Annotated in this window: 14 protein-coding genes; 6 read left to right on the top strand and 8 right to left on the bottom strand. The window is 39.9% G+C overall.

Annotation, left to right across the window (positions count from 1 at the left end; all coding sequences use genetic code 11):
* Window positions 1-4: 4 nt before the first annotated feature.
* Genes EV07_RS07690 through EV07_RS07680 form a run of 3 tightly spaced genes read left to right on the top strand, consistent with a single transcriptional unit; the run spans window position 5 to window position 2286 of the window.
* Window positions 5-955 (top strand): F0F1 ATP synthase subunit gamma, encoded by a 951-nt coding sequence (locus EV07_RS07690; protein ID WP_036919149.1) that lies wholly within the window; start codon window positions 5-7, stop codon window positions 953-955.
* Between the two features lie 37 nt (window positions 956-992).
* Window positions 993-1187 carry a hypothetical protein gene (locus EV07_RS07685; RefSeq protein WP_036919146.1) on the top strand — a complete coding sequence of 65 codons (195 nt, stop codon included), beginning with the start codon at window positions 993-995 and terminating at the stop codon, window positions 1185-1187.
* A 4-nt stretch (window positions 1188-1191) separates the two neighbouring features.
* Window positions 1192-2286, top strand: a complete 1095-nt coding sequence (locus EV07_RS07680) for a DUF3326 domain-containing protein (protein ID WP_036919143.1) — start codon at window positions 1192-1194, stop codon at window positions 2284-2286.
* A 10-nt stretch (window positions 2287-2296) separates the two neighbouring features.
* Here EV07_RS07680 and ald read toward each other — a convergent pair whose 3' ends face one another.
* The 5 genes from ald to EV07_RS07655 form a co-directional block, all read right to left on the bottom strand.
* Complete coding sequence (gene ald / locus EV07_RS07675) at window positions 2297-3436, bottom strand: alanine dehydrogenase (protein WP_036919141.1); 1140 nt, start codon at window positions 3434-3436, stop codon at window positions 2297-2299.
* Window positions 3437-3497: 61 nt separating this feature from the next.
* A complete protein-coding gene (locus tag EV07_RS07670) occupies window positions 3498-5192 on the bottom strand; it encodes an NAD+ synthase (RefSeq protein ID WP_036919139.1) in 1695 nt (564 codons plus the stop codon).
* Window positions 5189-5779 carry a nicotinate-nucleotide adenylyltransferase gene (locus EV07_RS07665; RefSeq protein ID WP_036919136.1) on the bottom strand — a complete coding sequence of 197 codons (591 nt, stop codon included), beginning with the start codon at window positions 5777-5779 and terminating at the stop codon, window positions 5189-5191. Before EV07_RS07665 ends, EV07_RS07670 begins: the two co-directional genes overlap by 4 nt.
* Window positions 5776-7098: a GTP-binding protein gene (locus tag EV07_RS07660; RefSeq protein WP_036919135.1), complete on the bottom strand. Its 1323-nt coding sequence runs from the start codon at window positions 7096-7098 to the stop codon at window positions 5776-5778. The genes EV07_RS07665 and EV07_RS07660 overlap by 4 nt, the downstream gene beginning before the upstream one ends.
* Complete coding sequence (locus EV07_RS07655) at window positions 7095-8081, bottom strand: CNNM domain-containing protein (RefSeq protein WP_036919132.1); 987 nt, start codon at window positions 8079-8081, stop codon at window positions 7095-7097. Before EV07_RS07655 ends, EV07_RS07660 begins: the two co-directional genes overlap by 4 nt.
* Before the next feature lie 109 nt (window positions 8082-8190).
* Here EV07_RS07655 and EV07_RS07650 point away from each other — a divergent pair, with 109 nt between their 5' ends.
* Complete coding sequence (locus EV07_RS07650) at window positions 8191-9510, top strand: aminopeptidase P N-terminal domain-containing protein (protein ID WP_036919130.1); 1320 nt, start codon at window positions 8191-8193, stop codon at window positions 9508-9510.
* Between the two features lie 20 nt (window positions 9511-9530).
* On the opposite strand, the gene EV07_RS07645 is transcribed toward EV07_RS07650, so the two are convergent.
* A complete protein-coding gene (locus EV07_RS07645) occupies window positions 9531-10316 on the bottom strand; it encodes a TIGR01548 family HAD-type hydrolase (RefSeq protein WP_036919127.1) in 786 nt (261 codons plus the stop codon).
* A gap of 60 nt (window positions 10317-10376) precedes the next feature.
* On the opposite strand from EV07_RS07645, the gene EV07_RS07640 reads away from it, so the two are divergent.
* On the top strand, window positions 10377-10856 hold the full coding sequence (locus EV07_RS07640; protein WP_036919125.1) for a 30S ribosomal protein PSRP-3: 480 nt from the start codon (window positions 10377-10379) through the stop codon (window positions 10854-10856).
* 39 nt (window positions 10857-10895) lie between these two features.
* Here the strand turns inward: EV07_RS07640 and atpC are convergent, their stop codons facing one another.
* Window positions 10896-11303 (bottom strand): ATP synthase F1 subunit epsilon, encoded by a 408-nt coding sequence (gene atpC / locus EV07_RS07635; RefSeq protein WP_036919122.1) that lies wholly within the window; start codon window positions 11301-11303, stop codon window positions 10896-10898.
* A 62-nt stretch (window positions 11304-11365) separates the two neighbouring features.
* Window positions 11366-12832: a F0F1 ATP synthase subunit beta gene (atpD, locus tag EV07_RS07630; RefSeq protein WP_036919120.1), complete on the bottom strand. Its 1467-nt coding sequence runs from the start codon at window positions 12830-12832 to the stop codon at window positions 11366-11368.
* Between the two features lie 225 nt (window positions 12833-13057).
* Between atpD and groES the strand changes: the two genes are divergently transcribed.
* Window positions 13058-13369, top strand: coding sequence for a co-chaperone GroES (groES, locus tag EV07_RS07625; RefSeq protein WP_036919118.1), 312 nt, complete (start codon window positions 13058-13060; stop codon window positions 13367-13369).
* The last annotated feature ends 13 nt before the right edge of the window (window positions 13370-13382 follow it).

The raw sequence follows: 13382 nt of genomic DNA, 5'->3' as shown, positions 1-13382 counted from the left end.
ATTCATGGCAAACCTAAAGGAAATCCGAGACAGGATTGTTTCCGTTAAGAACACTCGCAAGATTACTGAGGCAATGCGTCTTGTTGCAGCTGCTAAAGTTCGACGTGCGCAAGATCAGGTTCTTAAGAGTCGTCCATTTGCAGATCGTTTGGCAAGAGTTCTTGAGAATATTCAGTCACGTATGCAATTTGAGGCTGCTGATTCCCCATTGCTCAAAAAACGTGAGGTTAAGAAGGTTACATTGCTCTCTGTGACTGGTGACCGTGGCTTGTGTGGCGGTTATAATACGAATGTTATTAAACGGACTGAGCAACGTTTTGATGAATTGAAGAAGCAGGGATTTGAGGTTGATTTGGTTCTAATAGGAAGAAAAGCAATTACTTATTTTCAAAATAGAAGTAATCAGTATAAGGTTAGTGCTTCTTTTCAAGACCTAGAACAAGTGCCTACATCAAAGGATGCAGAAGAGGCCACTAGTGAAGTCTTGTCGAAGTTCCTTTCAGCAAGTACTGATAGAGTTGAGATCATATATACAAAGTTTATCAGTTTAGTTAGCTGCAACCCAGTAGTTCAAACTCTTCTCCCTCTAGATCCACAAGGCATAGCTGAAGATGAAGATGAAATTTTCAGGATCACGACAAAAGATAGTCGTCTTGTCATAGAGAAAGATTCTGCACCTGCGAATGATCAACCTGCATTACCTTCTGATGTGGTTTTTGAGCAGGCTCCTGATGACTTATTGAATTCGTTGCTCCCTCTTTATTTGCAGAATCAATTGCTTCGAGCATTGCAAGAAGCTGCAGCTTCTGAGCTGGCTAGCAGAATGACTGCAATGAATAATGCTAGTGATAATGCAAAAGAATTGGCCAAGACCCTCAACCTTACATACAACAAAGCACGGCAAGCTGCAATTACTCAGGAAATTCTTGAGGTTGTTGGTGGTGCAAGTGCATAAAAGATGTTTTAGTTCTTTCGGGTAGAGAGAGGTAAATGTGAGGCTGAAATCTTTAGAAGTAGAATTAGATTGGCCAGACTCATTGCCTATTAATCACCTTCGACAATTTGTAATTGCTCGACTAAGGCATTTTGGTGATCCTATAAGATGGGCAATAACCAGTATTAGTGTTTCTGAGAAATTGGATTGTTCTAAAAAATTAATTATAGAAGCTGTTGTAAGTATCTCATGAGATTTTGAATTCTTCTGCTCCATTACCAGCCCTTTTATTAATTCCTACTGGAATTGGTTGTGAAGTTGGAGGGTTTGCTGGCGATGCTATTCCATTTGCTCGATTACTAGCTGCGGCTAGTGGATGTTTAATTACTCATCCAAATGTTATGAATGGGGCCTCCCTTTTTTGGAATGATGAGCGAATACAATATGTCGAAGGCTTTAGCATTGATAAATTTGCATGCGGTGATTTGTTGTTGAGACCTGTTAGAAAACAAACAGTTGGAGTGTTATTTGATGCAGGGTTAGAAGCTGAATTACGTCAAAGACATTTGCAATCAGTTGATGGTTGCCGTGCAACTTTGGGCTTGGATATAGGCCCTGTGGTTACCACCGAGTCTCCTCTTGAAATATCTTTAAAAGAATCTTCTAGTGGGTCAGGTTGGGGGGAACTGTTAACAGTAGAGACCCTATTAACAGCTGGGGAGAAATTAAAAGATGCAGGTGCAACTGCTATCGCTGTAGTGACAAGGTTCCCAGATGTCTTGGAGAGCAAGCAATTAGATGCTTATAGGAAAGGTAGAGGCGTTGATTTGATGGGAGGTGCTGAAGCAATTATCAGTCATGTATTGGTTCGACATTTATCTCTACCATGTGCCCATGCACCTGCTTTGTTTCCATTGCCAATGGAAGACTCATTGGATCCCCGTGCTGCTGGAGAAGAACTTGGCTATACATTCTTACCTTGTGTTTTAGTTGGCTTAAGTCGAGCTCCCGATTTGATCCCTACCGATAACCTGAAAACAATGAGAGGCCTTTCTATGTCAGATTTGATTGGCATAGAGAAAGTAGGTGCAGTAATTGCACCTGAGGGAGCACTTGGTGGAGAAGCAGTCTTAGGGTGCATTGAGAGAGATATTCCACTCATTATTGTTTCTAACCCTGGAGTCTTAAAAGTTGACTTAGAGTCATTAGGGTTAAGCGTTCAATCTGAATATTCTTCAAAAATTATAACGGCTTCTAATTATCTAGAGGCTGCCTCATTATTGCTTTCTTTGAGAGAAGGTATAGCTATTTCTTCTTTAAAACGGCCTATAAGAAATGTTTCTGTCATTTAATTGGAATTTTTTAATTTAAGCAAGCCATTGGATGTCTGGGTGGGAGACCAAGAGCTTTGGCTACCCCAGGGTGGGATATTGAGCCACTAATTGTATTTAAACCAGATACTATTTCAGGACGCTCAGTAATTGCCCCTTCAAGACCACGACCTGCAATGCCAAGAATATATGGAAGAGTAACGCTTACCAATGCTTCAGTTGACGTAAAAGGTACTGCGCCAGGCATATTGCTTACTGCATAATGCTGAACTCCTTTAATATTTACAGTAGGTTTTGTATGAGTGGTTTCAATACTTGTAGCAATACAACCTCCCTGATCAATAGATACATCAACTATTACAGAGTTGCTTTTCATTTGCATAACCATATTTTCGTCGACGAGTGTCGGTGCCCTGCCCCCAGGTGTAAGCACTGCACCTATGATTAGATCAGCTGATGGGATTAATCTTTCAAGAAGACCTCTGCTACTTACTATGCTTTCAAGTCTTCCTTTGCGATGTGATTCTAGTTTTCTTAACCTTTCAGGTGATCGATCTAGGAGCATCACTTCTGCATCCATGGCGGCCGCAAGTCTTGCAGCGTTCCAACCTACGGTGCCTGCTCCTAATACAATAACTCTTGCAGGTCTGACACCTGTACATCCTCCGATTAATACTCCTCTACCACCATTAGGCTTTTCAAGTAAATGAGCTCCAATTTGAGCGGCTAATCTCCCTGCAATTTCACTCATGGGAGCAAGCAAAGGCAGGCTGCCATCCTCCATTTGGACAGTCTCATAGCCGATACTTGTTGTTCCTGCTTTTAATAATGCTTCCGCAACTTTTGGATATGCTGCCAAATGTAGATATGTAAACAAGACCATATCTTCTCGCAGTAGTTTGAATTCTTGAGGTTGAGGCTCTTTAACCTTGACAATAAGATGGGCATCCCAAGCTTCATCTTGGGTCGCTATAATTCCACCTGCTTCAGCAAAGGCTTCGTCAGTAATTCCCACGCCTTCTCCAGCCCCTGTCTCTATTCGGACCTCTAGACCCTGGGTTACTAATTCCTTTACACCATCTGGGGTAATAGCAACTCTAAGTTCGTCTGGCTTGATTTCTTTAGGGATACCGATGCTGGAAATCGGTGCAGATAGGACGGATTGTGGCATTTAATTTTTGGTTTTTCTTTGAGTATTTACTTTGCTAAATCTAACCTTAGCTTCTTACTCATTATGTTGATGCAATAGGTATTCTCCAACCACTTCCAAATGCTTGATTACTTACTTTTAAAACAGGTGGCGCTTGTCGCCTTTTAAATTCAGATTGTTTTAATAATTTTTGGATATGATTTACTAAAACCGAATCATATCCTTGTTGCACAAGTTTTGTTGGACTATGTCTTTCTTCAATTAAACCTTTGAGAATTGGGTCGAGAATTTCATAGTTTGGGAGTGAGTCACTATCAAGTTGATTTGGACTCAGTTCTGCGCTAGGAGGCTTATTTCGTATTGAAGAGCCTATAAGATCTATGTCTTTTGGTAGCCCTAAATGCTCTCTGCATCTATAGGAGGCTTTACTGTCAAGCCAGTTGCATAAACGTATGACACTTGTTTTATAAAGGTCTCCTATTACAGATAGTCCTCCATTCATGTCTCCATAAAGAGTGCAATACCCAACGGCAAACTCAGATTTATTACCAGTTGATAATAAAAGATGGTTTTCATTATTTGCTATTGCCATAAGAATAGTCCCTCTGATTCGAGCTTGAAGGTTTTCTGCAGTTAAACCGTTAGGGATTTCCCCTAACGGTATTTCAAGTGCCTTGTCATAACTTTGCATTAGAGATGTAATTGGGATTATTTTTGTTTGGAACCCAAGCCTTTTAGCTAATTGATGAGCATCTGTGATAGAGCTTTCTGAATTCCAAGGTGAGGGCATTAAGACAGCAGATACTTGCTCAGCTCCTAATGCAGCACAAGCAATAACTGCTACTAACGCAGAATCAATCCCCCCACTTAATCCAAGTACAACACTTTTGAATCCACACTTTTGGACATAGTCTCGTAGCCCAAGTGCTAATACTTGTAAAAGTATTTCTTGAGCATCGCTTAGAGGTTGAATTGAATCATGTGAGGTAGGAGTTGAATCCCAAATAGCAATAGACTCTCGACATGTAGGTAGATTAAAAATAACCTCTCCTTTTTTATCTGTTGCAAAGCTGGACCCATCAAATATTAACTCGTCATTTCCACCAACTTGATTGAGATAAATTACGGGACAGGATAGTCTTTTTGCAGCTTCTGCAGCTATCTCTTGACGTAATAGGACTTTGCGATGACTAAAAGGAGATGCTGAGAGGTTTAGGAGTAAATCAATTCCCTTGTTAGTAAGACCTGCTATTGGGTCTGGCCCGATTATTCGTTGCCCTTGGATTTTTTCTTCGACCCATAAGTCTTCGCATATTGTTAGCCCAATGTGCCAGTCTTTACCATTGAGATTGATATGTATCGATCCTGAATTATTTGCAGACCTAAAGTACCTTTTTTCATCAAACACATCATATGTCGGAAGCAATTGTTTCCTTGCAACAATATCCCACCCTTTTGCGTTTACTAGTGCTATTGAATTGAATAATTTTGGTATTTGATTGTCCTTCGTTGGCTCTGCAATGCCAATCAGAAGCGATAGATTCGGACTCTCTTTTGCAATGTGATTTATGATTGTATCAAGAATCACCCATTGACGTTCTAAAAACATAGGGCTTAAAAGTAAATCTCGTGGTGGATAGCCCAATAGGGAGAGTTCAGGAGTGATAAGAATGTTTGCATTTTGTTTCTTAGCTTTTCGGCAGGCAGTAATAATTTTCTTGCTATTCCCTTCCAAGTCTCCGATGATTGGATTTAGCTGAGCTAGAGATACTCTCATTGGATTCTTTTGGAGATACCATAAAGGTTTTTTTGTTTAAGAATTGGCAATATTGCTTTTGGTATTTGAGAAAGCAATTGCTGTGTATGGATATCTGAGCTGGCAGTGTCAGGAATATTTAACGGTAATATTTTGATTACACCTCCAAGATCATAAATTGGTTTTAGATCTGTATTACTCATAGGCCAACCCTGACGAGGAACAATGCCTAGTTGAGCCTTGCTAAGAACGTTTTTTGCTTCAAACCAATTAGGAAGATCATTGATCAGATCACTGCCTATTATTAGAATTAGCTTTTTTCCTGGCCAACATTCAATAGCTTTGTCTATAGTCTTTATTGCCCATTGACTACTTAATTCTTGCTTTAGTTCTATGTTTGGTAGAGCGATAGCTTTTACTAAGATATTCAGAAGTTCATGACGTTGTTTTAGAGAGGCCTTGTGTTCCTTCGCTGGATTGTCACTTGCCCAAGTGATGACTTTCGGGAAGAGATTGCTTAAACCCATTAGAAGAGCTTTGTGACCTGTTGTTGGAGGATCTGCACTTGTTCCTAACAAAGCTATAGAAGAATATGAATGTTGATTCATGGCAAGAGACTTTGCATGCTTTTACATTGCTGATTGCTTCTCATACTCCACCTGAATACATATTGTTGAATACTGGGGTTTGTTTTTATAAGGTGCCGTAATATTGATTGTGGATTAGCTCCTGAAATTTGGCTATTGCGAAGTAGCTCCTCTGCAGCCAATCGTCCGGTTAGTTTTGTGGTGTGAACTGCTACAGCAGCTTGTGCTAAAGCGACTGGTGCTGAAGGTGCAAGACTTAGTCCCCCGGTTAAAGGAGTTGCTAGGAATAAAATGTGTTGAATCACTCCTAATAAAAATTGGATCCCAATTTGAGTCCCGCCTAGCAAACTGTTGTTAATAGAAAGCTCCTTTAGTAATTTCCTTGCTGAATGTCGTTGTACATCTAATCCATATATTTTACTTAGTTGAATTATCAAAGCAGTATCTAAAGCTAGCCCTGTTGCAAAGTCAAAGATTAGGAGAGGATTAACTGCAACTCCTGATGCTTTTAATGCTGCGAATTTGCCAATAAGAGTCTGTGCTTCTGATTTACGTCGTTTTAAACGTCCATTTTTCAGAATATGGTAAAAATTTTCTGCTTGTCGAAGAGCATTTAGTGTTAAAAGAGTATTGCCTTGTTCCTCTAAGATATTTAGTAATCTTTGTTTAAGGACATCTACATCCGCCTCACATTCTTCACTGCGGATGCGTCCATTTGAAAAGAATTTTGCTTTACGAGGTGCTGCTGCTACCGTCTCAATAATTAGTTTCTTGGCTGAAGCAGGGAGACGAGTCCTAATACTTTGAACAAGTTTTTGTATTTCTTTCCCTTCCCATTGGTCACACCGGTTTAGGACTAATAATATAGGCTTTGAATTTTCAAGGAGTGATTGAAGTGCATTAAGCTCAATTTTAGTCATATCACTGTCGAGTACTAATAAAATTAAGTCAGATTCAAGGGCCGCTTTTGAGGCTAAACGAGCACGAGCATTCGCGGAAATTTCATCAATACCAGGGGTGTCTATAAATTCAATAGTTTGCAAACTTTCAACAGACTGGTCCCAAACAACGCCTGCAGTCTTTCGGGTAAATCCATGGGCAATATTAGTCGCAAAGATATTCTTGCCAATAAGGGCATTTAATAGGCTTGATTTCCCAACGCCTACTCTGCCGAAGGCAGCTATACGTATATGTCTATTTGACAATCGATTGATTTGCTTGTTAAGAGCCTTGAGCTCTCCTGAAAGTTGTTTTTGTTCAAGGCAAGTTAGATCTAACCCCTTCTCCCATCTCTTGAGTAAAACACTACATGATTCTGAAGTTGATTGTGAATACATCATTTATTTGATGTTCTCCACCATCCAGCTAAAACAGCCAGTACTGATTCAGCACCTATTAAACCTACAAAACCACCAAATTCATCAACTACTACTCTTGTCCCTGTTTTGTCTTTGTTAAAACAAGTCAGCAATCGATCTACTCGAATCATTTCCGGGACAAATTCCACAGCTTCACAAAGATCTAAGGGTGTCAATTGAGTATGGCCCTGTACTAATGCTGTGAGTAAACGCTCGCGCTTGGCTATGCCCAAAACCTTGTCTACTTCTTTCCCTAGTACTACCCAGCATTGAGAATTATTTGTTAAGAGATTTGTGCGTAATTTATCTAATGTCATAGATCCATCAAGTGTAGGAGTGGCAACTCTTGGGGTCATTAGGTCTCTAGCAGTTAGATCGTTAAGTTGAAAAACTTTGCTTATCATTGCAGCTTCATCTGCTTCAATTTGGCCTTGTTGGGAACCTATCTTTGCCATTTGTTGGATTTCTTCTTCATCTGTACTAATCTCGCTTTCTGCAGTAATTACGGGCAATAAGTGTTCTAATGGAAGTATTAATGGGCGCATTAATACACTTAAAAGATGAAGTATGGGTGCACTTGCAAGTGATATTCGTAAAGGGAACTTTGCCCCTATTGATTTTGGAAGTATTTCACTTACAAGAAGTACAAGCATTGTTAACCCTATAGAAAACAATGCTCGATGTAATCCTTCTGTGAAAACGAAAGTAGCGTAGATACCTAACATCAAACTTCCGAAAATATTAAAACTATTATTTGCAATGGTTACAACAGTTAGTGTCCTTCCAAGACGTTGACGTAACTTCGCTAATTTCCTAGCCCCTCTTATTGGATTAGGTTTTTCAGCAAGTTCATGTACCCTTAATGGATTGACTGATAAAAGAGCGGCTTCTACCCCAGAGCAGAATGCTGAACCAAAAAGCACAACAGCAACAAGACTTGCTAGAAATAGAATGTCAGAATTCATACATTAGTAGTTGTTGATGATTTGGAAGAATCATTTGAACTTTAAACTTTATTTTCCATGATGTTCCAACTCCTGCCATCCTTAAGATTGAATTGGTGATTAATCCACTGTGAACGATCAGCAAATCTATAAAAAACGAAGAGATCTCTTCTTAAATGAATTGAGGGGTAGTGCTGCAATCATTCCGGCAGCAAATTTGGTAACCCATCATGCAGATTGTGAATACCCTTTTAGGCAAAATAGTGACTTCTGGTATTTGACTGGCTTTGATGAGCCAAATGCGATTGCATTGTTTTTATCCCATCGTTCTAAGGGCGAGAGGTTTGTTCTATTTGTTTTGCCTAAAGAACCATCTGCTGAAATATGGAATGGTTTTCGATGGGGAACGGAAGGAGTTATTGATAATTTTGATGCTGATATTGCTCATCCTCTAGATGAATTTTCAGAAAGGTTGAGCCAATATTTGATTGGAGCAGAGGATATTGTTTTTCGCATAGGTAAACATTCAAAAGTAGAACCTATAGTTCTTAATGTTTGGTCTGAACTGTTAGAAAGATCCTCTAGAGGCGATTCCATCCCGTTAGGTTTAAAGAGTCCATGCTCTTATTTACATAAATTAAGATTGAAAAAGGACTCTTGGGAAATTGAGCGAATAAGAGAGGCTGGTCGTATCTCATCTAATTCTCATGAATTAGCTCGAAAATTAACTCGTCCTGGAATGAATGAGAGAGAGATTCAGGCCGCTATCGAAAATTCTTTTTTAGAACAAGGAGCTAGAGGGCCAGCATATGGTTCGATAGTCGCAGGTGGGAAAAATGCTTGTATTTTGCACTACACATTAAATAATGCAGTTCTTAATGATCGAGAATTATTGCTAATTGATGCAGGATGTTCTTTAGACGATTATTACAATGCAGATATTACAAGGACCTTTCCAGTTAACGGTAGATTTACTTCAGAACAAAGAGCTGTTTATGAGATTGTTCTAGCTGCACAGAATGCAGCTATTGAGTATGTTTTGCCTGGGAAAAATACCGAGCAAGTACATTTACAAGCTGTGAGGGTTTTGGTTGAAGGTTTAATAGATATTGGCTTATTGAAAGGATCTATAGAGTCTTTGATTGAGCAAGGGGCATATAAACATCTTTATATGCATAGAACTGGACATTGGCTCGGTTTAGATGTTCATGACGTAGGGGCATATAGGCTAGGAGAATTTCCAGTTCCACTGGAGTCTGGAATGGTTTTAACAGTAGAACCAGGTATTTATATCAGTGACCTTTTAGCTGTTTCAGAAGGCCAGCCATTTATTGAAGAAAGATGGAAAAATATAGGAATTAGAATAGAAGATGATGTTTTAGTTACTTCAGGCGCTCCTGAAGTTCTTACTTGCAATGCGTTGAAATCAGTGGATGCAATGGAACAATGAATGTCGTCTCTTATAAATACTTAGCAAGAGAAGGGAAGTTGCAAGATTTCACTTGTTGACTGGAGAATTGTATCTGCCCCAGCATCCTTTAGACGCTGTTCATAAGCTTTGCGATCTGAAAGACTTTTTTTGTTGTGAAGGTGAGGTGGTGCTACTGCTAGGCTTATGAACTTTTGTTTTGGGCATTCTGCTCGCGCTCTCTGAATTGTTAGGACATCAGCAACTGTATCTCCAAGATATGAAATTGGAGGCATCCCTAGGCCTAAAGGCTCAGAATATAGCTGAGATGAAAGCTTAATTAATCCTGTAGGGTCTGGCTTCTCTGGGGCGTCTCCCATTGCTGATAGGGGTGGTTTTATGAGTCCAATTCGTTTTTCAAGAACAAACTTCGCGGATGGGATTTCTGCACCACTGACAAACCCCCAACCAATGTTTTGGTGGGTTAACTTCTCAAAGAAACTTTTGCTAACTAAAAGTGGTTCGTCTTTTATAAACCCCTCCCAATGCTTAGGATCCCCATAAGGATCTCCACCAAAATAGAACTTGCTGAATGCATTTATGAGATTTTCCCGATCAGGTGGTTTGATTGAGAGTTGTTCTTTTTGAATATATCTTTTAATGAGTTCAAGACTCGCATCCCAATCGTTATTCCAACGACCTTCTGATTTAAGGTGATCAATTTCTGTATTATTAGGTTCCCATCCGCAAAATTGGCTGACTGTTTTTTTTACTGCTAAGCGATAGCTGTTTTCTACATCGCGAATAACACCATCGATGTCAAATAGTACCAATCCTTTTAAATTCAAAGTTTCTTCATGGAGCTAATGCTGTTAAGTTAGTTGATTGTTAGTTGTATAAGCTTAGAAATGAGTGTTTCTGATGATTCCTCTACTATTCAAGAGGATCAGGTAAATTCCAACTCAGCATTGAGTGAAAATGAAAAAGTCAAAACAGGTAGGCCTGGGATGCTAGGTGCTGCAGAAGTATTAGCATCTGCGACTTTTGACGCTGATGGTGTGCCATCAGGCCATACCCCTAAAGCAGATGAAGGAAGGTTCTTATTGAAAATCCTTTGGTTGCCTGACAATGTAGCTCTAGCTGTAGATCAAATTGTTGGAGGAGGAACTAGCCCACTTACAGCCTATTTCTTTTGGCCTAGGGAAGATGCTTGGGAAACTCTTAAGACTGAATTAGAAGATAAAGCCTGGATTACTGATAATGAGAGAGTAGAAGTCCTTAATAAAGCAACAGAAGTTATTAATTACTGGCAAGAAGAAGGCAAAGGTAAAACTCTTGAAGAGGCAAAACTTAAGTTCCCAGAAGTTACCTTCTGTGGAACAGCATAATTTCAACTGAATAGTTCTACAAAAAGTCTTTGAATAATTTTAGTTGGATACTGCTTGTGCTCTTGCTCTTGCTTTGTCCAAGTTTTCTTTAGCTTTTATCTTTTCAGCAGAGTTTGCCTGATCGGATAATTTGCTTAATTGGCTTTTAGCTTGCTCTAACTCTTTCTCTGCATCTGAGGAATTAATACTTTTACCTAGTTCTGCTGAATTTACTAAAACTGTTACATCATCAGATTCAACTTCTGCGAATCCACCCATTAGGGCAATAGATTCCCAGTTGCCATTATTTACACGAACTTTGAGAACACCTATATCAATTGCCGTAACCATAGATATATGACCGGGCAATATACCTAGAAGTCCAGTAGTGCTTGGAAGTATTACTTCCTCTACTGTGTTGTCAAACACACTCTTGTCTGGAGCAAGTACTCTGAGGGTGAGGGGCATTTTTTTACTAATAATGTTGAGGTGATGAATTGTTTTGGCAAAAAGGACTGATATTAAAAACTCTAGCTTTTGTTTTCTTCATTGATTTTCTTGGCTTTTTCTTTTACCTCATTGATATTTCCTACAAGGTAGAAAGCCTGTTCAGGTAAATTATCTAATTCACCTGAAAGGATCATATTGAAACCAGCAATGGTTTCTTCCAGTTTCACATATTTACCTGACATTCCAGTAAATATTTCAGCAACAAAAAATGGCTGAGATAAAAACTTTTCAATTTTTCTTGCTCTGTCAACGGTTCTTCTATCTTCCTCAGAAAGCTCGTCAAGTCCTAAGATTGCAATAATATCTTGAAGTTCCTTATACCTTTGAAGGGTAGATTGAACTGCCCTAGCAGTTTTGTAATGTTCATCCCCTACAATCGAAGGCTGAAGCATTGTGCTGGTTGAATCTAGGGGGTCTACAGCAGGGTAAATACCCTTGGCAGCCAAAGCTCTTGCAAGCACTGTTGTGGCATCCAAATGAGCAAAGGTTGTTGCTGGTGCAGGGTCTGTTAAGTCATCTGCTGGAACGTATACCGCTTGAATTGAAGTAATAGATCCTTCTAAAGTTGAGGTAATTCTTTCTTGCAATTCTCCAACGTCAGTTCCTAATGTTGGCTGGTATCCAACAGCTGAAGGCATTCTCCCTAATAAAGCAGATACTTCTGAACCCGCTTGAACAAATCTGAAAATATTGTCAACGAATAACAAAACATCTTGCTTATTAACATCACGAAAATGCTCGGCCATAGTCAAGGCAGAAAGGCCTACCCTCATTCGAGCTCCAGGTGGCTCATTCATTTGACCAAAGCAAAGAGCTACCTTTGACTTAGTTAAATCGTCAGCATTTATAACCCCAGACTCTTTAAATTCTTCGTAAAGATCGTTCCCTTCTCTAGTTCTTTCACCAACCCCACCAAAAACTGAAACGCCACCATGTTCCTTAGCGATATTATTGATTAGTTCTTGAATCAAAACAGTTTTACCCACACCTGCACCTCCAAATAACCCTACTTTCCCTCCTTGCCTATAAGGAGCCAGTAAATCAATAACTTTAATACCTGTCTCAAAGACTTTAGGTTTTGTTTCAAGATCAGTAAGCTTTGGAGCCTCTCTATGTATTGGAGAAGTAGTAGAGGTTGTAACTGGACCTTGTTCGTCAACAGGTTCGCCAAGCACATTAAATATTCTTCCAAGAGTTGCTTCGCCAACTGGTACTGATATTGCAGCACCTGTATCTATAGCTTCCATTCCTCGGACTAGCCCATCAGTTCCGCTCATTGCGACTGCACGAACTCTGTGATCACCTAGAAGTTGTTGTACTTCTGCTGTTAAAGCAACATCCTGGCCTGCAGGGTTTTTCCCTTCAATACGAAGAGCATTAAGGATTTTAGGTAGCTTTCCAGCTGGAAATTCAACATCCAATACAGGACCAATTACCTGTCGGACTACACCTTTTGTTCCAGTAGATGCGGTAGCAGCAGCAGCCATAAGAATTAAAAATCTTTTTAAGATTTGCTTGCAAAGCAAATCACACTAAACCGCGCAAGACTACCACTATGCAGGGAAGCTTTGTTGTGCGGTTCGGTCAACCGCACAGAACAGTTGTAGTCGCGGGGATGGTTTGGTGAATATGTTGTTGTTCATATGGTTGCGAGTGTTACTCACTTCCAAAAGGCGATATTTCTCGCCAAACTGTTGATCCTGCATTAATTCATGTCGGCTGTATCTCTCAGCGTCTCCACTGTTAAGCCACTTGGAGATCGCGTTTTTATTAAAGTCTCTGAATCAGAAGAGAAAACGGCAGGTGGGATTTTGCTCCCAGATACTGCCAAAGAAAAACCTCAGGTTGGTGAGGTTGCCCAGGTTGGCCCAGGGAAGCGTAATGAAGATGGCTCCCGTCAGGCTCCTGAAGTTGGAGTGGGTGACAAGGTCCTCTACAGTAAGTATGCAGGCACTGACATTAAGCTCGCTGGCGACGAATATGTTCTTTTATCTGAAAAGGATATTCTTGCTGTCGTTAACTGAAATCCAATCCAAA

This window comes from Prochlorococcus sp. MIT 0603 (assembly GCF_000760215.1).
Lineage (GTDB): Bacteria > Cyanobacteriota > Cyanobacteriia > PCC-6307 > Cyanobiaceae > Prochlorococcus_E.
The sequence above is the reverse complement of the archived record's forward strand: the minus strand, read 5'-3'. Positions and strand labels throughout refer to the sequence as shown.